This is a genomic window from Frankia sp. AgB1.9 (assembly GCF_016786355.1).
In the GTDB taxonomy this organism is placed as follows: Bacteria; Actinomycetota; Actinomycetes; order Frankiales; family Frankiaceae; genus Pseudofrankia.
In genome coordinates this window covers 49,053-70,826 of sequence record NZ_JADWYX010000022.1, presented here as the reverse complement: position 1 = coordinate 70,826, position 21,774 = coordinate 49,053, and the positions used below count along the sequence as shown (strand labels likewise).

Genomic DNA, 21,774 nt, shown 5'->3' with positions numbered 1-21,774 from the left:
GGCAAGTTGGTTCACCACCGCCCAGAACGATCCCCGAGCGGCCGGACTACAGGCGCAGCGGCCGGATGGGCGCGGCGAACAGCGACGGGTCGTTGCGCCAGTCCACCTCGGGCACGTCGACGTACAGCTCGATCTCGTTGCCGTCCGGGTCGTAGATGTACAGGCTGTGCGTGACCGTGTGGTCGGAGGCACCCGCGATCTGGACGCCGGCGCCGACGATGTGGTCGAGCACGGCGCGCAGCTCGTCGTCGGTGTCGCCGACCTTCAGCCCGAAGTGGTACAGACCGAGCCGCCGGCCCGGTGGCAGGCTGGCCGCGTCCTCGCCGACCTCGATGAGCAGCAGCTCGTGATGAGTGCGCCCCGACGAGAAGGCCGCCGCCGGGAACCGCAACGGGTTGTCACCGCTCGGGTCCGGCATGATCTGTCGGAACCCGAGGACGTCCCGGTAGAACGCCGCTGACCTCTCGACGTTGCGTACATAGAGCACCAAGTGCCCGAGTTCCTTGATCTCCATGTCCGAGGCCTCCCGGCTCGTCGGCGCTGGCATCGTCACCATCGCCGCCACATCCCACCACTATTGTTGCCTGTGCAACGACGCGCGGGCCCGATCTGTTTCCAAAGTCTCGCCGCGGGCGACAGCACCGCCGCCGGCCCTCTCTCGCGCCCACGATCGAGCATCTGGCCCCTCGTCGCGTCGCAGACCAGCGACGGCCACAACCGACCGGCCCCTGCCGGCCTAATCGGGCCCAAGTCGGTGCCCGGTCAGTCGGTGCTCGGTCATGCGTCCTGGTCGCGTATCTCGCCTGTCGTCGACCGTCCGGTATGACCGGGCCTCGGCCCGGTGACGTCAGCGATCAAGCGGCCCGTCCAGGCCTCCCGATGGCCGGCCAGTTCGCCCACACCGTAGCCGCGGGTGACCGACGCCGGGTCTGGCGAGGTCAGCCCGCCGGCTTGATCGCCGTTCTGGCCCTAAAAGGGACCCTGCTGGCCAAATTCGGAGGCAGAGCCTGGCTGCGCGCGGTCTTGATCGCGGCTTTGGCCCTGGAATGGTCGTGACGGGCGCATTCTTACGACCACCGGAGGGCCAAAACGCCGATCATGACCGGTGCGGTGGTCCTCGATCCAAGGGACCGGACGCCGAGCGTCGACGTCCCGATCACCGAGAGGCCTGGATCAGGCTCCGGTCATACCTCGTGGTCGACCACGGACGAGATCCACCACCATCACGTAGGCCTCACCCAGACTCCAGGCCCAAATCAGCCAGCAGCGTCAAGGGGGGCAAAACCACCGCGGTTACAGCCACCCGAGGGCCAAATCGGCGATCTTGCTGGTCTCGGGATCGGGTCGACCCCGTCAGGGGCCACACTGGCTGGCCGGGTCACCCAGACCGTCGAAGCGGCGATCATGAGGATCGCCAGGATCGGGTGAATATTGGTGCGGGCCTCGGCGCGCCCCCGGCAGGTCGGCCGAAGACGCGCCATCCCACCTCCAGTGGATCTTGAGGTCGGCGGTGAAGCGACGATTTCCATACCCGATCGCGGATCTTCGGCCGCGCCTCGTCACTTCAAGCGCCAAGATCGCCAACCTGGTATGGATGAATGCCGCATATCGGGCGTGAGGCGACGAAGTCGCTACCAGGTTGGCGATCAACGCACGTGAACACGCCGCAGACCGTCCATGATCGCCAGTCTGGTAGGCGAATCCGACGTGGAACCGGTCCGTGAGAAGCACCGCCCGCACCCGTACCCCGGAATCGACAGCCGGTCACCGATCTCGCGAACACCCCGAGCCGCCACGGCGTCCCCACCAGGCTGTCGGCCACCATTTCAGCGTCCCCGACCCCACCGAGCGGCCCGGCTCTATCGGCTGGTGCAGACGAAGGCCCAGGGCTGGTCGTGATGGCGTGTCATGACGACCGTGACGGCCGGGCCGCCGGGTACGAGTTCGCGGCGGTCCGGGAGCAGCCGGCGACGCAGGGTGTCGACGTCGCCCGCCAGGCCGCGGCGGCGCAGGTCCAGCGCGCTGATCCCCATGGTGCGCAGCAGCGCGGCTAGCCGGCGGACGTCGAAGGGCAGGCTCGTCTCGATGCGCAGCAACCGGGCGAACGGCGTGTCGACCGGTTGGTCGGAGGTCAGAAAGGCGATCATCGGGTCGATCTGCCAGGCCTCAAGCTGGCGGCCCAGGGTGCCCACCAGCCCGGCGCGGGTGACGGCCGGACTGGGGTCGTAGAGAAACGCACCGGGGTCACTGACCGTGCGGGCCCCGGGGTCAGGCGGGTCGGGCTCACCTGCCAAGGTCGCGGCCGGTGCGGCGCCGCTGGCGAGCAGGACGGTGGCGCGGCGGGAGGCGCCCGAGGTCAGCGCCGGTGAGTACAGCGCGGCCTCCTTGAGGTCGCGGCCGTCGGCGACGAACTCGATCTCCCAGCCGGGGGGTACCAGTTCGGTGGGCAGCCCGGGAGCGGCCTTCACCGCCACCGCCGGAACCCGTTCGGCGAGCGCGAGACACCAGTCCAACGGCGGTTCGCTCGCACCGGGGCTGAACCGGCGGGCGCCGGACCGGCGCGCCGGGTCGACGAACACCGCCCGCACGCCGGTCAGATCGGCGGCCCGGACGTCCTCGCACCGGGCGTCGATCGCGGCAGTCGGCGCGTACACGTGCGCGTTGTGAACGGCTATCCGCAGGTGGCCCGGATCGCGGTCGACAGCGACGAGCGGCTGCCCGGTGGCCGCCAGCGCCAGAAGATCCCCGCCGATCCCGGTGCAGAGGTCGGCGACCCGGCCGAGGCCCGCGAACCGCTTGGCGCGATGGCGAGCGAGCGCTTCGGAGGTCGACTGTTCCAATCCGGCACGGGTGAACAGCATCTCCGGCGCGTGGGTGAAGGCCCCGGCCGCGCGGCGGCGCAGCTCCGCCTGGCCGAACGCGGCGGCGACCAGGTCGGCGAGGTGCCCGGCCGCGCGCAGCCGGCTGCCGGCGCCGAGCTCGTCGCCCGCCGCGAGCGCCGCGTCCGCGTCGGCGAGAAGCCGCAGACCCTCGGGGGTACCCAGCGCGTCGAGCTGCCGGGGCAGCTCCGACAGGCCACTGCCACCCGCCCCCGTGTCACGGCCGTCCGGGCGCCCTGCCGCGCGGTCGCCGCCGGACTGGTCACCGTGCGTCCGTCCACCGCTGGCCGACCAGGCACCGGCCGCACCGGCTAGGCCAGCTGAACCGGCCGCACCGGCTGGACCGGCCGCACGGGCCGACGGTCGCTGGCTCAGCTGAAGCGGCCCTTCGCCTGACCGCCCATGATCCGGGACATCTCGCGCTTCGCGTCCTTCTCGGCCAGGGCGTGCCGCTTGTCGTAGGACTTGCGGCCACGGGCCAGCGCGATCTCGATCTTGGCCCGGCCGTCCTTCCAGTAGAGGGCGAGCGGCACGAGCGTCAGGCCGCCTTCCTTCGTCTTGCCGACCAGCTTCTCGATCTCGTCGCGGTGCAACAGCAGCTTGCGCTTGCGCCGCGGGGCGTGGTTCGTCCAGGTTCCCTCGGTGTACTCCGGGATGTGGACGGCGTGCAGCCAGACCTCGCCGTTCTCGACCTGCGCGAACCCGTCGACCAGGGAAGCCCGGCCCATCCGCAGCGACTTGACCTCGGTGCCCGTGAGCACGACCCCGGCCTCGTAGGTGTCGAGGATGTCGTACTCATGCCGCGCCCGCCGGTTCTGCGCGATGTTCTTGCGCCCGGTCTCCTTCGCCACCGTCTTTCCCTCTCCCACCTAGCGCCCCGCGCACGCGCCGCCCCTCGGCCGGCCACGCGCCGGAAACACCTCAAGGTCACGAGATTACGCCCCTGGGACACCCCGGCGCGGGCCGCGGCGACTGGCCTCGAGCGCGGGTGATTGCCCGGCCCGACTGCCCGAGGCGGGCAGAGGACACACCCGCGCCCGGGTCAGGCGTGCAGGTGACGGCGCAGGGCAAGGCTGCCCATCGCGGCCGCGGCGACGGCACCGACCGCCATGACCGCGCCCACCGCGACCCAGACCGCATCCCAGCCGAAGAGAGGAAACATCGTCTGATGGGCGAACCGCCCGTCGACCAGGAACGCCTTGGCCGCGACGAGCGCGCCGGCCGCGACAGCACCGCCGATCAGCCCCGACAGCGCGCATTCCAGCACGAACGGCGCCCTGACCGTCGCGTTCGTCGCCCCGACCAGACGCATGATCGCGGTCTCCCGGCGCCGGGAGTGCGCGGAGACGCGGATCATCGTGTAGATCAGCAGGCCAGACGCGGCCGCCTGCAGGGCGGCGAGCACGAACGCGGCGACGCTGAACCCGTCCAGCATCCGGTACAGCGGGCTGAGCAGCGCGTGCTGGTCGCGAACCGCCTCGACCCCGTCGCGACCGGTGTACCCCAGCACGATCTGGTCGCCGTCCCGGGGATCGACCAGCCGCAGCCGCAGCGCGGCGGGCAGGTCGGCCGCCGTCACCCCAGACACGACGTCCGGCGACGCCCGGAAGTCACGCTCGAACCGGTCGTATACCTGCTGCTTGTTCTCGTACCGGACGTCGACCACGGTGGGGTCGGCCTTCAGGTCGGAGATCAGGGCGGTGCGCTGGGCAGGGGTGATGCCGTCGGAGAGGTCGATGACGACCTCAAGCTGGTCGAGCAGGTAGCCGTCGATGGTGTGGACCTCGGCGCGCAACAGCAGGCCGGCGCCGAGCATCGCCAGGCAGACCGACGCCGTGATGACCACCGCCGAGGTCACCGCCAGGTTGCGCCGCAGCCCCGCGCCGAGAATCGCGAGCAGCGGCCCGATCCGCACTAGCGCACCCCAGCCGTCTCACTCGCCGGCACTGGCACCTCGCCGGTGTCCTCGCCGTCGTAGGCGCCGCGCTGCTCGTCCCGGACGCAGACCCCGTCGGCCAGTTCCACGACCCGCCGGCGACGGGCGTCGACGAGCGCGGCGTTGTGGGTGGCCATCACGACGGTCGTCCCGGTCCGGTTGACCGCGTCGAGCAGCCGCATGATTCCCTCGCTGGTCGCCGGGTCGAGGTTGCCGGTCGGCTCGTCGGCGAGCAGTACCCGGGGCCGCCCGACCATCGCCCTGGCCACCGCGACCCGTTGCTGCTCGCCGCCGGACAGCTCGTCGGGGTAGCGGTTCTCCTTACCCGCGAGGCCCACGAGCCCGAGTACCTCGGGAACGACCGTGCGCACCACGTGGCGCGGGCGGCCGACGACGTCGAGCGCGAAGGCGACGTTCCCGGCGACGGTCCGGTCCGGCAGCAGCCGAAAGTCCTGGAAGACGCAGCCGATGCTGCGGCGCAGCAGCGGCACCCGCCGGTCGGGGATCACCGCGAGGTCCACCCCGTCGAGGGCGACCAGGCCGCTGGTCGCGCGTTCCTCCCGCAGCAACAGGCGCAGCAGGGTCGACTTGCCCGAGCCGGACGGTCCGACGAGGAAGACGAACTCCCCGTCGTCGATGCGCAGGGTGACGTCGCTCAGTGCCGGTCTGCTCCCGGCCGGGTATGTCATCGTCACCGCGTCGAGCCGGATCATGCCGAGCTCCCTCCGCCCAGCCAGGCGGGCGGCCGCACGCCGTCGCCTCAGCTACCCCGTTCGTCACTGTCCGAGCCACTTACACAACTGTAGGTGACGGGATGGTCGTAGCCGGTAAGCGGGCGTACGGTGAACAGACGGCGTCCAACGGTGTGGCCCCGCCCGAGATCCGGGCCGGTACATGATCAGCAGGGGCCCGGCGTCCTGGTGAGCGTGTGAGAGGGGACGACAGCATGTGCTGTGAGGACCTGGTCTGCGCACACTGCGCCCGGCCGGTGGCCGAGGGCCGTTGCGCGACGTGTCGTGCCGCCCGCGCCGAGTTCCATCACGAGTCCGGTGGCTTCACGCTTACCCCGCAGATGGTCGCGCTGGTCCTGCTGGTGCTGACGGTCGTGGCGCTCCTCGCCGCCCACCAGGTTCCGTAAAGGGTCCCGTAAAGGTTTCGCGGCGTTCGGGGCACCTCGGACGGTCGCGGGCGAATCATGGCTTCATGACGCGGAGTTGCCAGCCAGGGCGAGCGACCACCTCGGGTGTGCGGCGGGCGGCCGGAATCGGGATCTGGTCGGTCGACCTGCGGCCCAGCCCCGGCGCTCAGCACCGCGTCCTCCGGTAGCGGCTCTCCCGTCGCCGCCCTGCAGGTCGGCACGCCGCAGGCGCTGCGGGCCACCGCCTACGGCCGGTTGCGCACCCTGGCCGTCGCCCCCGACGGCACGCTGTGGGTCACCACGAGCAACACCGACAGCCGGGGCAAGCCCGGGCCGGACGACGACCGCGTCATCTCCCTGCGCTGATTCCCTGCTTCTGCCTCCGCCCGACGACCGCGGCCGGGCGCCGGTGTGGAGCGGCTCAGTCGGGAATCCGGTAGGTCTCCAGCTCGTCGCGCAGAGAGACGACCTCACCGATCACGATGACGGCGGGCGAGGTGACGCCGGCCGCCTCCGCCGCCGCCGCGATGTCGGCGAGGGTGCCGGTCACGACGCGCTGCTGGGAGGTGGCGCCGTCCTGGATGACCGCCACCGGGGTCGTCGCCGCACGTCCTCGCTTGACCAGCTCGCGACTGATCTCGGGCAGGGCGGCGACGCCCATCAGGACGACGACGGTTCCGGGGCCGGCCGCCAGCGCGTCCCAGTTCGACGTCGATCCCGGATGCGACGGATCGACATGGCCGGAGACGACAGCCAGGTCCTGCGTGATGCCGCGATGGGTCACCGGGATGCCGGCCAGCGCCGGAACGGCGACCGCGCTGGTGACGCCGGGGACGACCTCGCAGGGCACCCCGACGGCGGCGCAGGCGAGTGCCTCCTCGCCTCCGCGGCCGAACAGGAACGGATCTCCGCCCTTGAGCCGCACCACCCGCAGGCCGCGCAGCGCGCGCTCGACCAGCAGGCTGTTGATCTCGTCCTGCGAGAGGTTGTGGCCGTGCGGCCCCTTGGCCGCGTCGACGATCTCGACCTCTGGCCCGAGGTCGGCGAGCAGCTCGCGGGGCGCGAGCCGGTCGACCACGACGACGTCCGCCCGGCGCAGCAGGTCGCGGCCCCGCACGGTGATCAGGTCCGCCGCGCCCGGTCCACCGCCAACCAGCGCCACCCAGCCGACGCCACCCGGCCGGGCCACGTCGAGACCCGTCACTCGGCCAGCTCCGTGATCTCGTCAAGGTCGGTTACGTCAGCCGGCCCGTCCGCCGCAGGGGCATCCGGCGGCTCGCCGACCGCGAAAAGCTCGTCCAACAGGCGCACCTGGGCTTCCTTGAGATCAACGATCCGCCGGCCGGTCGAGCGGCGCGTCGCCGGCCAGGTCCACGTCCACGACCCATGCCAGCGCCCGGAGGGCGGACGACGATGTCCGGGCGAGCCGGGCGGGCGGGTGCGCATCGTGGCTGTCGGTTCCGCGGCTGCTAGTGCGAGCCCGACTCGGCCGACCGCCGCCAACGCACCTCGGCGTCGATGAAGTCGTCTATCTCCCCGTCCAGCACACCGCCGGTATTGGACGTCTCGACCTCGGTCCGCAGGTCCTTCACCATCTGGTACGGGTGCAGGACGTAGTTGCGGATCTGGGAGCCGAACGAGACGTCCTGCGGGCCACCCGTCAGCCGCTGTTTCTCGGCCGCTTCCTCGGCGCGCCGGCGTTCCAGCAGCTTGGCCTGTAGCACGACCATCGCCGCGGCCTTGTTCTGCAGCTGGCTGCGCTCGTTCTGGCAGGTCACGACGATGCCGGTCGAGAGGTGCGTGATGCGCACGGCCGAGTCGGTCGTGTTCACTCCCTGGCCGCCCGGGCCGGACGACCGGAAAATGTCGACCCGCAGGTCCTTGTCGTCGATGTCGACATGGTCGGACAGCTCCACGACCGGGGTGATCTCGACACCGGCGAACGACGTCTGCCGGCGGTTCTGGTTGTCGAACGGGCTGATGCGCACCAACCGGTGGACACCGTGCTCGCTGCGCAACGTTCCGTACGCGTATGGCGCCTTGATGAGGAAGGTGGCCGACTTGAGCCCGGCCTCCTCGGCCTCCGAGGAGTCGTAGACCTCGGTGCCGTAGCCGTGCCGCTCGGCCCAGCGCAGGTACATCCGCAGCAGCATCGCGGTCCAGTCGGCCGCGTCGACGCCGCCGGCGCCGGCGGACAGCTGGACGATCGCGTCCCGCTCGTCGTACTCGCCGGACAGCAGGGTCCGAACCTCGAGCGTCGAGATGTCCTTGGCCAACGCGGGCAGCTGCCCGGTCGCCTCCGAGATCAGATCGTCGTCCTCGAGCTCGAACGCGGTCATGACGTTGTCGAGCCGGTCGCGCAGGCCCTCGACGCGGCTGATGTCGCCACGCACCGAGGACAGCTTGCGGGTCACCACCTGCGCCCGGTCCTGGTCGCTCCACAGGTCCGGGTCGGAGGCCTCCTGCTCGAGGTCAGCGGCTCGCCGGCGCAGCCCCTCGACGTCCAACACGGTCTCGATACCGGTCAGGGTCGAGTCGAGGTTCTTGAGCTCCTCGGCGATGTCGGCGGCCATAGCGTCCACCTTACCGAGATCGCGCGCTCCCTGGCCGCGACCGTGATCGCGAGCCGGCCCCGCTGCCGCCCGCGAGGCCCGCCCGCCGGTCGCCAGGCCCGGCTCGACGTCGCGCGGCCCGGCGCGCACCCATGCCTGTGTGTCCGGAGTGGCCAGGACGCCCATTGTTAACATGCAATTGCATCGCGATACATTTCGGAAACATTAACGGCGCACCGCCGGTCGACAGGTAACACAATACGAACTACCCCACCGGACGACAAAGTCTGAACGGGGCCCCGCAGCGAGGTCCCACGACGTCGACCAGCGAAAAGTCGCACCCGGAGACGCAGCCCACACGGATTCCCGGCAGCCCGGGCGTCAGCCGGCGGTGTTGAACGCTATCTTCAAATGAAGGTTCCCGCTACGCCGTGAGGTAGTTCTAGATGCGATCACATCGCGGTCCGTCGACCGCTTCGACCGCCCTGGCACCCGGGTTCCCTGCCTTCGATCCGTCGGCTGGCGGCAGCGGTACCGACCCGTCCAGTGGTGGCGCGGCAACGGCGACGTCCCGCGTGGCCAGCAGGCCGTCGGCTGGCGCGGCCGAAAGCGGAACACGGAGGCCACCGCCGTGTCGGATGCCGTCGACAGGCGTTTCCTGCTTCGTACCTTCGGGGCCTCGGCGGTCGCGGTGAGCCTCGAACACCCCAATCTCGAGAACCTGCGCAGCACGACGGATCTGCATCAGGCCTGCTCGGCGGCGCTGGCCGCGGCGATCAGCGGTTACGAGACCTCCGACCTGACCAGCACGGCGAGCTCGATGCGGCCGCTGGAGAACACCACTCGCACGATCCCGCGCCAGCGCCGGCTGCGCGGCCGGGACGCGATCGACTGGATGCGCCTGCACGCCGCCGTCACGGTCGTCTCCGCGGGCACCGACTACGACCGCGGTCTGCACACCGACGCCGCGACCCGCTCGGACCGGGCCGCGAGCCTCGCCCGCGCGGCCGGCGACGGCCCGCTCGCGGCCCGGGCGCTGGCGCTGCGCGCCCGGATGGTCCGCCAGTACAGCCCGGCCGTCTCCCTGCAGATCGCCGGCGCGGCCGCTCGGATCGCCGGTCACAGCCCGTCGCGCGCGATGATCGCCGGCAAGGTCGTCGCCGGCGCCTACGCGGCGACGGGTGACACCGCCGGTGTGCGCGACGCGGTGGCCCGCGCCTGGCGCACGATGGAGGCGCTGGACGCGGACGCCCACGGCCGGCCCGGCTTCGCGATCGAGACCTACTCCCCCGCCGACCTCGCGCTCGCCTCGGCCGAGGCGCTGACCACCGTCGGCGCACCGGAGGAGGCCCGGCCGTACCTGGTGAAGGCCTACAGCCTGATCAAGGACAGCGGGCAGACCGGAATGATCGTCTCAGTGCGGATGGCGCAGGCAAGAGCCGCCATCAGCGGTGAGCGGCCGGACCACTACGAGGCGGCCGAGCACGCGGCGGCCGCGGTCGCGCTCGCCGCCGACCGGCCGGCCGAGTGGGTGGCCCGGCTGGTCCGGGACGTCTCGAACCTGGCCGAGGAGCGGACCGGCCACGCCCTCGACGACCTGGTCGCGGCCACCGCCAGCTGGGTCTGATCCGGTAGCCGGGCCGACCGGTAGCCGGCCGCGTGGCCGGGCCCGCCTCGGGCGCCGGCCTCAGGGCTGGCCGCGCACGACCGTCCGGGCGTCCGCCGTGGCGTGGACGGTGACCGGGCCGACCCCCAGGAAGCCGATGAGCGGCAGGTCGACGACCCGGCTGCCCTGTACCTCGACCGTGTCCGCGTCGACCAGCGTCGCGGACAGCTGCGTCGAGCCACTCGGGTCGGCGCTGTCCTGGTAGTCCGCGACGGTGGTCATGACGTCGGCGAGCGGCAGCTCGTCAAGCGGGCCGGTCGCGGTGTAGACGGCTTCCTCGTCGACCCGCTGCGCGGCCGCGAGCGCCGCGCCGTCGGCCGCGGCGGCGACCGAACGGCGGGCCAGGAAGACCGCGGAGACGTCGGTCACCACGACGGCGAGCATCGCCGTGACCAGCAGGAAGCCGAGCGTCAGCATCAGGATCGTGCCGCCGTCGCGCGCCGGCCGCGGCCCGGGGACATCGCGGCGCCCCCGAACCACCGAGCGCACAACGCGCCAAACCGGGATCACCGGCCTATTGTCGCGCACCGCGCTCGAACCCGCACGGGCCGCCCACCACGTGCGCCATATCTGCCGGCGACCACGGTCCGAACATTGTTTCTGACGCTCAACCTCCACAGCCGCCGGCAAGCGACCCATGCCAGCCGAAGCCCAGCCGGAACGCCGCCAAAGGCGCAAGGAGCGGAAACCTTACGGCGTGATCACGCACCCTGACGGCCTGGCCGCAGGCCATTCGAGACGCCACGACCGACATCCCGGCGGCAAGCCTGTGACCGAGGTAAATCTTCCGTTACGTAAGCGTGGGTATCCCGCAGCACATGGTTTGATCGACACGTTAGTGGCACCTCAGCGGAGGATCGCCAGCAACCGGGCAGCAGCCAGCTGGACATTCCGGGCCTGAACACTCCGGAGAACGTGTACTCGGCCGCCGCCCCGACAACCGCGCCGGACCCAGCTCTCGGGGCGGCGTACGGAAAGGGGCACCGTGCTCCCGCGCGAAGCCGCAATGCTGCTGCGCTTCGTCCAGGCGGGCCAGGCGGTGGCCGCCACGGTTGTCGCCGCCGCCGAGACGGCCGGCGGCAACCGGGCTGACCAGGCCGACCACGTGGTGCGGCACTGGCGCAACGAGCTGGTCGCGCTCGCCGCGAGTCCCACTCTCGGCGGCCGGTCGGCCCGGCCGGTCCGCGCGGCGCTCGGCGGCGCCCTGCAGGGCCTGTTGGTGCTGTCCCTGGCCGACCTGCGCGACGTGACAGACGAGACCGAGCTGGTTCGGCTGGTCGCTCGCCTGGTGGTGCGGCGCGACCTGCCGGCCGGCTGGCACGCGGCCCGGACGCAGGACACGGACGACGACGCCGGGCCGGACCTGCTGGACGCCGCCGCGTCGCCCGGCGAGGTCAAGGCCTGGAGCATGGTCGCCGGGCGCGTCCCGGCCTCGGTGCTGAGCCCCGCGCGCGAGCTGTGGTCCACCGACCGGGTCGGCGGCCAGCGGACCGGGGGCCGGCCCCTGCCGCGTGCCCTCGGCGAGTTGCCCGCGGTCGGCCTCGGCCTCACCCTCCTGCGCGAGTACCGCGCGCTCGCCGGCGTCGCCACGGCCACCTACGCCGAGTTCGGCCTGGACACGACCACGCCCACCGCGGCCAGGGCCGCGACCGCCGCCCGCACCGCCGGCCGGGGAGTCGCCACGTACCTCCCGCCGCTTCTCGCCGATGCCCGGCCGCTCGTGCCCGTTCCGCGCGGCCACCAGCTGGCCAGGTCGGTGCCGCGACCCACGCCGCGGCCTGACGGCGTGCGGTGACACGACATTGCCGTCTCGCTACCGGATGGGTGCAAGCTCGCACTGAAAGCTACGTAAAGCCGGTTATCGTTCCCTTGACGCCATTGCCGGAGCTCAGGCTCCTGGCCGGGGGCAACTGAGGGGAGAGCCGGTGCGCCAGCGGGAGGCCGACACGCTGCTGCGGTTCGTCCGGGTGGCCCGGCCGGTCGCGGCCACGGCTGTCACCGTCACCGAGGGACCGGACGGCGACCAGCGGGACCAGGCCGACCGCCTCGTGCGGCACTGGCGCAACGAGCTGGTCCCGCTGGCCGCGCTTCCCGGGGTCGGTGGCCGGTTCGCGCAGCCGATCCGCGAGGTGCTCGCCGGGACCGTGCAGGGCCTGCTGGTGCTGTCACTCGCGCAGGTGTGCGGGGTGACCGACGAGGAGGAACAGGTCCGCCTGGTCGCCCGCCTCGTGCTGCGCGACGACCCGCCGCCCGGGTGGTCACCGTCCAGGTGGGCACCGTCCGGGGCGGCACCGTCCGGGGTGGCCGGGACACCGCCCGGCGAGGCGTGGCCGGACCCGTTCGCCAAGCGGAACCCGGCCGCCAAGCGCGATATCTTCGCCACCCCCGTCGCGTCGGCCACCCCCGTGACGTCGGCGACTCCGGTGACGACGGCGACTCCGATGACGACGGCCGCTCCGGTCGTGTCGGCCGCCGACGCCGAAGGCGGCCAGGGCCTCCCTGGGCCAGCCGACGCGGGCCCGACGGTCGCCAGCGCGGTCGACGCTCGCGCGGCCGAAGCCAGCCCAGCCGACATCGGCCTCGCGAGCCCAGCCGACCTCGGCCTCGCGGACGCGGTGCCCGGCCAGGGAAGCGAGCCCGACCTGGCCGACTCGCCCGAGGAGACCGAGACCTGGAAGCTGGTCGCACAGCGCATTCCGGTGACGATCCTGCGCGCGGCCCGCGAGCTGTGGACGATCCACCGCCTGGCCGGGCAGCGCGCCGAGGGCCGTCTCTGGCACCGCGCGCTCAGCAGCCTCCCCGCGGTCGGCATCGTCGGTGCGACCCTCGGCGAGCGCCATGCCCTGTCCGACATCGCCGCGGCCGCCTACGCCGAGTTGGGCCTCGCCCCGGCCGAGCCGAGTGCCGGGCCATCCGTCGCCGCCCGGGCCACGGCCGCCGCGAACTCGGTCAAGTCGACCGCGAAGGGCGTGGCCGCCTACCTTCCGTCGCTGCCCGACGTCAGACGACGCCCACCTTTCGGCCGGTCCTAGCGCTTCCCACGGTCGCCCGGCCGCCGCGCCACCACCTTCAGGCCTTTATTTGCCGTCTTGACCATCTGGCATTTACGGTCCAGGCCCCAACCGCTACCGGGATCCCGCTGGCCAATCACCGGCAGTTACGGTTCGGGGCCGGCTGGCCCGGTTTCAGGAGGCCTGTAGACGCCAGCTGATCGCTGGCGCCCGCTGGATCGGGCACCGGTCATACCTGGCATTTGAGCACGGGCGAGATTCGCCACCATTACGTGGGACTCGCGCAGACTCGAGGCTCGCAATAAACCGACAGGGCCCACCAGAACAGAAACGGCGACCAGGAAAAATCCGCGGCAGATCCGCGGGAACGGCCATCGTTTCGAGAATCCTGGCCGCGCTGATTCCAATCAGGCTGCGGGAGCCGCCCGGTCGGCTCGGTACTGATCGATGACGACGACGAACTGGCCATTCACCGTCACATTCGCCAAATGGCTGCCAAGAATACCGGCGCCGGGCAGCGGAATGGTCGTGCGGACGCAGACGACGAACTGGGCGCCGGGTTCCAGGGTCTCGGCGCCATCGCCGGGGTCACCCGCGCCGCAGTTGGTGCCCTGCGGCGCGAACCGCAGCTGCGGAGCGCCCGGGAGGCCCTGGTCCTGGAAAGCGAGCTGGGCGGCCAGCTGGGCCCGGGTCAGGCCGTCCTCCTCGTCATCCGCCGTCGCGTAGGCGCGGCCGGCCTCACGCGCCGCCTGCGTCACCGCGAACGCCGAGCGCTGCACGTCGAACAGCGCCAGAAAGAAATAGACGAACGGGATCAGCAGCACCACCGACAGCCCGATGAACTCGATCATCGCCGAGCCCCCGTCCGGCCGCCGGCCAGCGTCCCTCCGGCCACGGTCCCGCCGACCAGAGTCCCGCCGACCAGAGTCCCGAGGCTGGCGGGAAGGTGGCCGGCGGTCGGGGGGTGTGCACGAACTGGACCGGCGGGACCGTGGCCGGCGAGCCGCATCGGGCAAGTTTGGCCTCGTCCCGAGACCACCAAGATCGCTGTTTTGGCCCTCGCGTGGCTGTGACCGACGCGGATCTGTGACCACGTGAGGGCCAAAACGGCGATCAAGCCAGCGGGCCGACCTCGCCGGACCAGGCGCTGGTTCGCGCACGCCTCCGAACCGCTGGTCTCGTTCCGGCCGGAGTCGTTCCAGCCGGCCGCGTTCGCGAACCTCCCTCGTCCGCGGGCCTCGCGGCTGCTTTGCCTGTGCCGGCACCTCGGATCGCGTCGTCACGGGGTCTCCTTGACGGCGTGGCCGGTCACGTGGATCGTCACGCCGCCGCCGAACGGGAGCAGGCTGAGCGGGACGCGGACCTCGCAGGTCACCTGGACCAGCGGGATGTCATCCGGGCCGCCGACCTGGCTGCCCACGCAGGTGGCATCGGCGCGGCCGGGGATCGACTCGGCGATCAGCCGCTGCGCGTACGGCCCGCCGTCGGCCGGGTCGACGTTCAGGTTCGCGCCGTGCCGGGCGCCCTCGGCCGCGTTCGCGACGAGGGTGTTGCGGACGTGCAGGACGAGGCCGAGCTGGATGATCCCGAGAAACAGGAACAGCAGCAGGGTGCTGACCAGCACGAACTCGACGATCGCCGACCCCGCGTCCACCCGCCGACCGGGCACCTCAGGCCGGGACGCCGCCACATACTGTCCCGGCACCACAGACCGTCCCGGAACCACAGACCGTCCCGGCACCGCGCGCCGACCCGCCGCCACACGCCGACCCGGCACCGCGGGTCCGAAGGCCACCACAGACTGGCCCGGCACCACAGGCCGACGCACCACCGGGCGCCGACCCGGCACGGCAGGCCGACCCGCCAACGCGGGCCCGGACCGGCGGCGAGCTCGAACGTCCGCGCAACCCGTTCCCGGGTTCGCCGAGACGAGACCGTTCGCCTGATCGCCGCTTTCGCCCTCACGTGGTCGTTGGACGGCCGCTGTCACAGCCACCCGAGGGCCGAAACCGCGATCATGGACGCGACAGGCCGGAGCCGGAGTAGCCCGTGCCAGGTGCGGCACCGATGACCGGCCGCGCCCCGACGGGTCAGCCGCCACCACCACTGCCGCCGATGCCGGTGACCTTGTTGATCGCGGTCGTGAACATGTTCTGCAGCGCCGGGGTGGCGATCGTGGCGATCGCGACCACCAGCGCGGCGGTCATCACCGTCACCATCACCCAGCCGGGCACGTCGCCGCGGTCGCCGCGACCACGCGCCGAGCCCGGGCCGGACGAATGCCGCCGGTCCCACGATTGCCGCCGGTCCCACCATGCGAGGTACCCGACGACCAGTGCCGTCGTGATGCGTGCCATCTCGTCCTCCCAGTTCGGCGAACCTCCGGTCGTGGACGGCGGCGCCGCCCGCGACCGAGGGCCGCCAGCCGATCCCGAACCCCCTGGCCCCCTCGACCCCCTCGAACACGCGGGTCCCCACCCGCGGCGGCGCCCCCTCGGCACCGCTCACCCCGACCGCGCCGCGCACCGGCGCGGTCAGGGAGCCTTTACTGCGCGAAGAACGTGAAGCTCACCAGCGCCGGGTAGAAGGCGAAGATCACCGTCGTCGGCAGTACCAGGAAGACGACGGGCACCATCATCGCGATCTCCTTGCGGCCGCCGGACTCCAGGAGCTGGCGCCGGCCGGCCTCCCGGACGTCGACGGCCTGCGCGCGCAACACGTCGGCCAGCGGCGTGCCGCGCTCGATCGCGACGGCCATCCCGTCGACGAACCGGGCCAGCGAGCCGAGCGTGGTCCGCGTCGCGATCCCCTCCAGGGCCTGCACCAGCGTGGCGCCGGCGCGGGCGTCGGCCAGCGCGAGCCGCAGTTCGTACCCGAGCTCGCCGTGGGTCAGCCGGGCCACCCGCTCCAGCGCGCCGACCGGCGATTCCCCGGCCGTGACCGCGAGCGCGAGCAGCTCGGCGATCGTCGGGAACTCCATCAGCATCCGGTCCTCGCGGGCCCGGATCGCCCTGGTCAGCCACCATTCCCGGCCGACCACGCCACCGGCGACACCCGCGACGATCAGCGCGACGCCGACGACCGGCGGCGGACCGACCCCGATGACCGCTCGCGGCACCAGCAACACCGCCCCGACCAGCCCGCCGGCGACGGCGAGGATCACCTGCTGGGTACGGAACTCCTCGACCGACGTGCGCCCGCCGGCCTGGGTCAGCCGCCGGACCAGGCCGGCGCGCCCCCCCAGGAACCGGTCGAGGCGGCGGGCCGCGTCCTCCAGAAACGGCCGGGCGAGCGCCTCGACGGCCGCCAGCGGTGTCGGCGCGACCCGGGCCGAGCGGCGAGCCGCGTGGGCCGCGCTCTCGTCGAGCAGCCGGGACGGCGCCGGAGTGTCCCGCAGGTACGGCTCGATCCGGTCCGCGTACCGAATCCGGCGGGCACGTGGCGACCGGATCGCGACGATCACCAGCCCGATGCCGGCCACCAGTCCGAGCAGCGCCCCGGTAGCGGCGAGGCTCATGAATGTCTCATGGGCGCAGCACCCGCCCTTCTTCAGGAAGTCGGCCAATGCGCTTCATCACGACGTAGGCGAACACCGAGACCGCGCCACCTCCGACGAGCACCGCGACCCCGGTAGGGCTGTCGTAAGCGGACACGTTCTGGCCGCGGGTAGCCAGCAGGAGCAGCACCACCCAGGGCGCGGCGAGGGCGAGGCGGGCGGCGTTGACGGTCCAGCCCTGCCTGGTCTCCAGCTCGGCCCGGGTGCGGGCGTCCTCGCGCAGGAACGTCGACAGGGTGCGCAGCAGCCGGCCGAGGTCGGTGCCACCGACCTCCCTGGCCAGCCGCAGCGACTCGATGATCCGGTCGGCCACCGGATCGGCCAGCTCGTCCGCGAGCTTGTCCAGGCAGGAGCTGAACGAGCCGCTGGCCCGGTACTCCTCGCCGAACCGGGTGAACGCCCCACGCAGCGGCGCCGGACCGCGCTGGCCGACGGCGGCGAGGCCTTCCGGCAGCGACATGCCCGCACGCACGGCACTCGCCAGGTTGTCGACGACGTCGGGCCACATCCCGCGCAGGTCCGCCATCCGGGCCCGGCGGCGGCGGGCGACCAGGGTCCGCGGCAGGAACGCGGCGAACACGAAGAACGCGAACCCGAGCGACCACGTCGCCGTGACGGCGAAGATGACGAACCCGACGACGACGCCGATGACGACGCTCACCGCGACGAACTGGCCCGGGCCCAGGCCCCGCACCCCCGCCTGCGCGAGCAGCTCGGTGGTGGACCGCCGCCAGCCGGGCTCAGCGGCGCTCCGTCGCCGCGGCGCCTTCGGCCCGACGATCAGAAACATCCCGAGCCCGAACAGCAGCCCCACGAAGATCCCCATCAGGCCTCCCCCACGGCCGGGACGGCGCGCGTCATCGCTCCACCGCGATCTCCGGCCAGCCCCGGTCCGCCGGGGCGAGCAGCGCGGCGAGGTCGTAGCCGGCCCGGGCGAACCGGTCCGGGTGCGGCGGATAGCCCTCGGCGCGGACCAGCGTGTCGCCGTAGGACCGGAAGATCTGGGCGACCTCGACGACGTCGCCCTCGGCCCGGCCGGGCAGCGCGACGATCTCCGTCACCCGCCGGCGGCCGTGCGCGTCCTTGATCAGGTGAACGACGAGGTCCACGCTCGCGGCGACGGTCGGGACGACGAAGTTGTGGCTGACGTTCTCGCCGGCGAGCAGGGGCAGCGTGCACAGCTTGGTGACGGCCTCCCGCGCCGAGTTGGCGTGCAGGCTGCACATCCCCGGCAGGCCCGAGTTCAGCGCGATCAGCAGGTCCAGGGCCTCCTCCTGGCGGACCTCGCCGACGAGCAGCCGGTCCGGGCGCATCCGCAGCGCCTCCTTGATCAGGCGGCGTAGCCGGATCTCGCCGGTGCCCTCGAGGTTCGCCTGTCTGGTCTGCATGGCCACCCAGTCGGGGGACCGCAGCCGCAGCTCGAAGACCTCCTCGCAGCTGATCACCCGCTCGCGGGCGGGGATCGCCGAGCCGAGGCAGTTGAGCATCGTGGTCTTCCCGGCCTGGGTACCGCCGGCGATGATGATGTTCAGACCGGCGATGACCGACGCCTCCAGGAAGGCCGCGGCCGCCGGCGGGAGAGTTCCCTTGGCCACCAGCTCGTCAAGGCTGGACGCCGAGAGGATGAACTTGCGGATATTGACCGACCAGTGCAGGCGGGTCACGTCCGGGATGACGACGTGCAGCCGCGAGCCGTCCGGGAGCATCGCGTCCACGAACGGGGTCGAGAGGTCCACCCGGCGCCCGGAGGTCTTCAGCATCCGCTCGACCAGGTCCTGGACCTGATCGCCGGTGAGGATCGTGGTGGTGAGCTCGCTGCGGCCATGGCGGGCGATGAACACCCGGCCCGGTTCGTTGATCCAGATCTCCTCGACGGCCGGGTCGTCGAGGTGGCGCTGCAGCGGCCCGAAGCCGGCGACCGCGTCGTAGACGAGCCGGGCGACCAGCTCCCGATCCACGATGGGCGGCAGGTCGCTGGTGAGCACGCGCTCCTCGTAGTCGCCGAGCACGTCGTCGACCAGCCGGCGCACGACGACCGGCTCCCGGGCCGGGTCGAGCGCCCGGCGCCGGACCAGCTCCCGGACCTCGTTCTCCACCAGGGACGCCGCGTCCGGCCAGCCGGCCGGCGCGCCGGCACCCAGGCCCGGACCGGCGCCCAGCCCGGCCGTGTAAGGGCCACCCCGTACCGCCGCCACGAGAGTCCGCCGCTCCTCATCCAGGCGCACGCAGCCACCCCCGCACGACCGTGGCCGGAACCTGCCAACCCGGTATCGAGACGAAGGGTAGAAAGCACGCCACATTCCGGCAACCCCGAAGGAAGGGGATGCACCGAACAACGTTCGCACAACCCCCCTGGGGGCATGGTGGCGGGGTACGGTTACCTGGATACTCAGCGTAATCTGCGCATCGCTCCAGCAACCATGACGATGGCTTCCCGTGGCATAAAGCGGACACGGTGATCAAGCCGCAGGTCTGACCACCCGGAGCGGCAGGCCCAAACGTCCAGGTCCACCGGCCCGCACTGGGCGATTGCCGGGCCTTGCGCGCCTTTGCCGCCGGGCGGCACATCGCACCCCACAGCCGGGCAGGGTGGCCGGGTCCACGAAAGGGGCCGACGCCGCCATACCAGCGCAGATACACCGGGCGCGGGCCGGCGCGCGTGCGCCACATCCACGCGCCTCACGAGTCCGCCACTCGGTCCGCGCTAATCTGCTAACGCTTCGCAACCTTCCACGTTCGGTCAGTCACGAACCGGTTCGGCGACGGACCTTCCCCCCACGTCCCCGCCCTGTCCGGGCCGCCGTGGCGTGCCTCCCGGGGGTCTCGAGTGTCTTCCCATGTCCATCCGCGGTCGGCTGCCGACCGCGCGCCGGCGAACCCGGCTTCGACGGCTGTCCACGGCCTCATGGCGGTATCCGCGTGAACGCCGCGCCGGACGGCCATCCCGGCGACGACGGCGGCGACCGCGCCCGCGGCACCGAGCCGGCCCGCGAGGCCACTCTCGGCGAGGCGGTCCTCGGCGCGGCATCAGCCGCCGACGAGGCCGAAGAAACCGACGGTCCTGGCTGGGCCGACGGCGACCGATCGGCCGACGTCGCCCAGTCGGCCGTCGCCGACGCCGCGGCGGCGGGCTGGGAGATCTTTCGCCGAGTGGCGATGAGCTGCCCGGTGCCGGTCTTCGCGACGGACGCCGTCGGCCGGCACGTCTTCGTCAATCCACGCTGGAGCGAGCTGACCGGCGTCGATCCGGACGAGGCGCTCGGCTGGGGCTGGGAGCGCGCGATCCACCCGCACGACCTGCTGACCGTCACCAACCAGTGGGGACGTGCCCGAGCCGGTGGCGACGGGGTGTGGGTCCGCCTGCGGCTGCTGCGACCCGACGGGCTGCACCGCGCCGCCATCCTGCAGGCCGTGGCGGCCGCCGCGGGCGCCGGAGGTGCCCGGTTCATCGGAACCCTGACGCCGCTGCCACCCGTGCCGGCCTGGCCACCGCTGGGCCCGTCGGTCCGCGCGAGCCGCCTCGGCGTCGAGCCCAGCAGCCCCGGCGCCCCGACCTGGGGGGCCGAGTGGACGGACCTGCCGACCCGACACCCGGGCCCGGAGCGGTCCGCCCTCCAGCACCAGTCGAGGGAGCCGTCCGACGAGCAGGGACCGACGGTCCCCGTGACGTTGCCGCGACCGCGCACCGGCCAGGAGCCGTCGCTGCCCCCGGCCGACCGCCTCGGCGGGGCCGACCCGGACGACACCCACGGTTGGGGCGCGGGGCCGGCCTGGGACGCCGTACGAGCCTGGCCCGGCCCGCACGGCCGGGATCAGGCCGACTCCGCCGACCCGCGTCACAGCGACGATCGGGACGACGGCGGCCCGGCCTGGTGGGACGACGCCACCGCTCCCGACGGGCCGTCCGACGAGCGCCGAGCCGGCGGGATTCCCAGCGACGACGAACTTCCCGCCGGTTCACACGCCGATGACCCGCACGACCCGGGTGACACCGGTGACCTGGGCCCGGCGGGCTTCCCACCCGGGCTGAGCGAGCGTGACCGGCCCCGGGAACGGCCGAGACGTGACCACCTCACCTGGGACGGTGACCGCCGACGGGCGACCGCGCCCGACGGCGGCGACAGCTGGCCCGGCCGGGCCGACCCGCAGACACCGCCGACGCTGGGTGGCGAATGGCGGTCGGCGATCGCGCTGCACGGCCGCGCCGTCGACGGCCACCGCGCGGGCGGTCCGGACCCCCGCCGGGGGCACCTCGGCGGTAGCCAGGAAAGCCGGCACGCGGATCACGCGAGGTGGGCCCACGGCGGGGGCCAGGGCGCCGGCCACGGCGCGGGCGGCGCGGGCGGCACCGGTGGCGGTGCCGGACGGGGCGCCGGTGGTGAGGGGCAGGCGGGCGGGCACGGTTCCGGCGACGGCGGCCACCGGTTCGACCGGATGCCGCCCGCAGAGTGCGGCTGCCTCTACGGCGAGCTGGCCCGGGCCGAGGCCGCGTGCCGCGACCGGGAGCGCTGGCTCACCAGCCTGCTTGCCGAGCTGCCGGCCGCTGTGCTGCTCGCCGACGCGCACAGCCAGGTGGTCGGCGTCAACCAGGCGTACTGCGACCTGTTCGACCTGGCCGAGGCTCCCGTCGACCTGGTCGGCACCGACTGCCGCCTGTTGCTGCGGCCGCGGGCCGGGCTGGTGGACGACCCGGCCGGCTTCGCCGACCGTCTCGACACCCTGCTGCGCCGCCGGCGGACACTGCGCCGGGAGGCCGTGATGTTCGCCGACGGCCGCGTCTTCGAGCGCAGCCATCTGCCGCTGGTCAGCCCCGACGGTTACCGCGGCCACCTCTGGCTCTACATCGACGTCACCGACCGGCGGATCCTCGACGCCGAGATCGAAGGCCTGATCTCGGAGCTCTGACCCCGCGCGCCGCCACCGTCGCGTCGATGATCGTCGTTCGGGCGCGAGCCACCCCACCCGCCATGATCGCCGTTTGGGCCCTGGGGTGGTCGTGGAAACGTCTCCACCACGACCGCGCCAGGGCCCAAACA

Annotated in this window: 21 protein-coding genes; 7 read left to right on the top strand and 14 right to left on the bottom strand. The window is 72.7% G+C overall.

The features are described from left to right. Window positions 1-46: 46 nt before the first annotated feature. Together I6A60_RS10935 and I6A60_RS10930 are read right to left on the bottom strand one after the other, a co-directional pair. Window positions 47-514, bottom strand: coding sequence for a VOC family protein (locus I6A60_RS10935; RefSeq protein WP_203022511.1), 468 nt, complete (start codon window positions 512-514; stop codon window positions 47-49). Between the two features lie 1,345 nt (window positions 515-1,859). Next, complete coding sequence (locus I6A60_RS10930) at window positions 1,860-2,861, bottom strand: class I SAM-dependent methyltransferase (protein ID WP_307873631.1); 1,002 nt, start codon at window positions 2,859-2,861, stop codon at window positions 1,860-1,862. Window positions 2,862-2,870: 9 nt separating this feature from the next. Between I6A60_RS10930 and I6A60_RS43445 the strand changes: the two genes are divergently transcribed. Further along, window positions 2,871-3,194, top strand: a complete 324-nt coding sequence (locus I6A60_RS43445) for a hypothetical protein (RefSeq protein WP_307873630.1) — start codon at window positions 2,871-2,873, stop codon at window positions 3,192-3,194. 56 nt (window positions 3,195-3,250) lie between these two features. Here the strand turns inward: I6A60_RS43445 and smpB are convergent, their stop codons facing one another. The 3 genes from smpB to ftsE form a co-directional block, all read right to left on the bottom strand. After that, on the bottom strand, window positions 3,251-3,730 hold the full coding sequence (smpB, locus tag I6A60_RS10925; protein WP_203022497.1) for an SsrA-binding protein SmpB: 480 nt from the start codon (window positions 3,728-3,730) through the stop codon (window positions 3,251-3,253). Between the two features lie 191 nt (window positions 3,731-3,921). Then, window positions 3,922-4,794, bottom strand: a complete 873-nt coding sequence (ftsX, locus tag I6A60_RS10920; RefSeq protein ID WP_203022498.1) for a permease-like cell division protein FtsX — start codon at window positions 4,792-4,794, stop codon at window positions 3,922-3,924. Continuing rightward, entirely contained in the window at window positions 4,794-5,528 is a 735-nt protein-coding gene (gene ftsE / locus I6A60_RS10915) for a cell division ATP-binding protein FtsE (protein WP_203022499.1), read from the bottom strand. The genes ftsX and ftsE overlap by 1 nt, the downstream gene beginning before the upstream one ends. A gap of 215 nt (window positions 5,529-5,743) precedes the next feature. On the opposite strand from ftsE, the gene I6A60_RS10910 reads away from it, so the two are divergent. Both I6A60_RS10910 and I6A60_RS10905 read left to right on the top strand, forming a co-directional pair. Beyond that, complete coding sequence (locus I6A60_RS10910; protein WP_307873629.1) at window positions 5,744-5,953, top strand: hypothetical protein; 210 nt, start codon at window positions 5,744-5,746, stop codon at window positions 5,951-5,953. 105 nt (window positions 5,954-6,058) lie between these two features. Then, window positions 6,059-6,319, top strand: a complete 261-nt coding sequence (locus I6A60_RS10905; protein ID WP_203022500.1) for a hypothetical protein — start codon at window positions 6,059-6,061, stop codon at window positions 6,317-6,319. A gap of 55 nt (window positions 6,320-6,374) precedes the next feature. On the opposite strand, the gene cobA is transcribed toward I6A60_RS10905, so the two are convergent. Next, complete coding sequence (cobA, locus tag I6A60_RS10900; protein ID WP_203022501.1) at window positions 6,375-7,157, bottom strand: uroporphyrinogen-III C-methyltransferase; 783 nt, start codon at window positions 7,155-7,157, stop codon at window positions 6,375-6,377. Between the two features lie 265 nt (window positions 7,158-7,422). Further along, entirely contained in the window at window positions 7,423-8,526 is a 1,104-nt protein-coding gene (gene prfB / locus I6A60_RS10895; protein ID WP_203022502.1) for a peptide chain release factor 2, read from the bottom strand. Between the two features lie 610 nt (window positions 8,527-9,136). Here prfB and I6A60_RS10890 point away from each other — a divergent pair. Continuing rightward, window positions 9,137-10,132: a hypothetical protein gene (locus tag I6A60_RS10890; RefSeq protein WP_203022503.1), complete on the top strand. Its 996-nt coding sequence runs from the start codon at window positions 9,137-9,139 to the stop codon at window positions 10,130-10,132. A gap of 60 nt (window positions 10,133-10,192) precedes the next feature. On the opposite strand, the gene I6A60_RS10885 is transcribed toward I6A60_RS10890, so the two are convergent. Beyond that, window positions 10,193-10,741, bottom strand: coding sequence for a pilus assembly protein TadG-related protein (locus tag I6A60_RS10885; protein ID WP_203022514.1), 549 nt, complete (start codon window positions 10,739-10,741; stop codon window positions 10,193-10,195). Window positions 10,742-11,156: 415 nt separating this feature from the next. Between I6A60_RS10885 and I6A60_RS10880 the strand changes: the two genes are divergently transcribed. Then, window positions 11,157-11,966 (top strand): hypothetical protein, encoded by an 810-nt coding sequence (locus I6A60_RS10880; protein ID WP_203022504.1) that lies wholly within the window; start codon window positions 11,157-11,159, stop codon window positions 11,964-11,966. A gap of 130 nt (window positions 11,967-12,096) precedes the next feature. Further along, window positions 12,097-13,203: a hypothetical protein gene (locus tag I6A60_RS10875; protein ID WP_203022505.1), complete on the top strand. Its 1,107-nt coding sequence runs from the start codon at window positions 12,097-12,099 to the stop codon at window positions 13,201-13,203. Between the two features lie 386 nt (window positions 13,204-13,589). Here the strand turns inward: I6A60_RS10875 and I6A60_RS10870 are convergent, their stop codons facing one another. The 6 genes from I6A60_RS10870 to I6A60_RS10845 all read right to left on the bottom strand — a co-directional run bounded on the left by I6A60_RS10870 (window position 13,590) and on the right by I6A60_RS10845 (window position 18,834). Further along, window positions 13,590-14,033, bottom strand: a complete 444-nt coding sequence (locus I6A60_RS10870; RefSeq protein WP_203022506.1) for a hypothetical protein — start codon at window positions 14,031-14,033, stop codon at window positions 13,590-13,592. A gap of 428 nt (window positions 14,034-14,461) precedes the next feature. Beyond that, the gene (locus tag I6A60_RS10865) at window positions 14,462-14,890 is read right to left on the bottom strand and encodes a TadE/TadG family type IV pilus assembly protein (RefSeq protein ID WP_374113353.1); all 429 of its coding nucleotides are present in this window, start codon (window positions 14,888-14,890) and stop codon (window positions 14,462-14,464) included. A 382-nt stretch (window positions 14,891-15,272) separates the two neighbouring features. Beyond that, entirely contained in the window at window positions 15,273-15,539 is a 267-nt protein-coding gene (locus I6A60_RS10860; RefSeq protein ID WP_203022507.1) for a hypothetical protein, read from the bottom strand. Between the two features lie 188 nt (window positions 15,540-15,727). Continuing rightward, a complete protein-coding gene (locus I6A60_RS10855; RefSeq protein ID WP_203022508.1) occupies window positions 15,728-16,699 on the bottom strand; it encodes a type II secretion system F family protein in 972 nt (323 codons plus the stop codon). A 7-nt stretch (window positions 16,700-16,706) separates the two neighbouring features. Further along, on the bottom strand, window positions 16,707-17,564 hold the full coding sequence (locus I6A60_RS10850) for a type II secretion system F family protein (RefSeq protein ID WP_203022509.1): 858 nt from the start codon (window positions 17,562-17,564) through the stop codon (window positions 16,707-16,709). Window positions 17,565-17,595: 31 nt separating this feature from the next. After that, complete coding sequence (locus I6A60_RS10845; protein ID WP_203022516.1) at window positions 17,596-18,834, bottom strand: CpaF family protein; 1,239 nt, start codon at window positions 18,832-18,834, stop codon at window positions 17,596-17,598. Between the two features lie 823 nt (window positions 18,835-19,657). Between I6A60_RS10845 and I6A60_RS10840 the strand changes: the two genes are divergently transcribed. Next, on the top strand, window positions 19,658-21,643 hold the full coding sequence (locus tag I6A60_RS10840) for a PAS domain-containing protein (protein ID WP_203022510.1): 1,986 nt from the start codon (window positions 19,658-19,660) through the stop codon (window positions 21,641-21,643). Window positions 21,644-21,774: the final 131 nt, after the last annotated feature.

Coding starts and splice junctions, on each gene's coding strand:
- I6A60_RS10930 (WP_307873631.1), bottom strand. CDS start 2,861: ATGCTGTTCACCCGTGCCGGATTGGAACAGTCGACCTCCGAAGCGCTC.
- ftsE (WP_203022499.1), bottom strand. CDS start 5,528: ATGATCCGGCTCGACGCGGTGACGATGACATACCCGGCCGGGAGCAGA.
- I6A60_RS10860 (WP_203022507.1), bottom strand. CDS start 15,539: ATGGCACGCATCACGACGGCACTGGTCGTCGGGTACCTCGCATGGTGG.
- I6A60_RS10850 (WP_203022509.1), bottom strand. CDS start 17,564: ATGGGGATCTTCGTGGGGCTGCTGTTCGGGCTCGGGATGTTTCTGATC.
- prfB (WP_203022502.1), bottom strand. CDS start 8,526: ATGGCCGCCGACATCGCCGAGGAGCTCAAGAACCTCGACTCGACCCTG.
- I6A60_RS10870 (WP_203022506.1), bottom strand. CDS start 14,033: ATGATCGAGTTCATCGGGCTGTCGGTGGTGCTGCTGATCCCGTTCGTC.
- I6A60_RS10855 (WP_203022508.1), bottom strand. CDS start 16,699: ATGAGCCTCGCCGCTACCGGGGCGCTGCTCGGACTGGTGGCCGGCATC.
- I6A60_RS10935 (WP_203022511.1), bottom strand. CDS start 514: ATGGAGATCAAGGAACTCGGGCACTTGGTGCTCTATGTACGCAACGTC.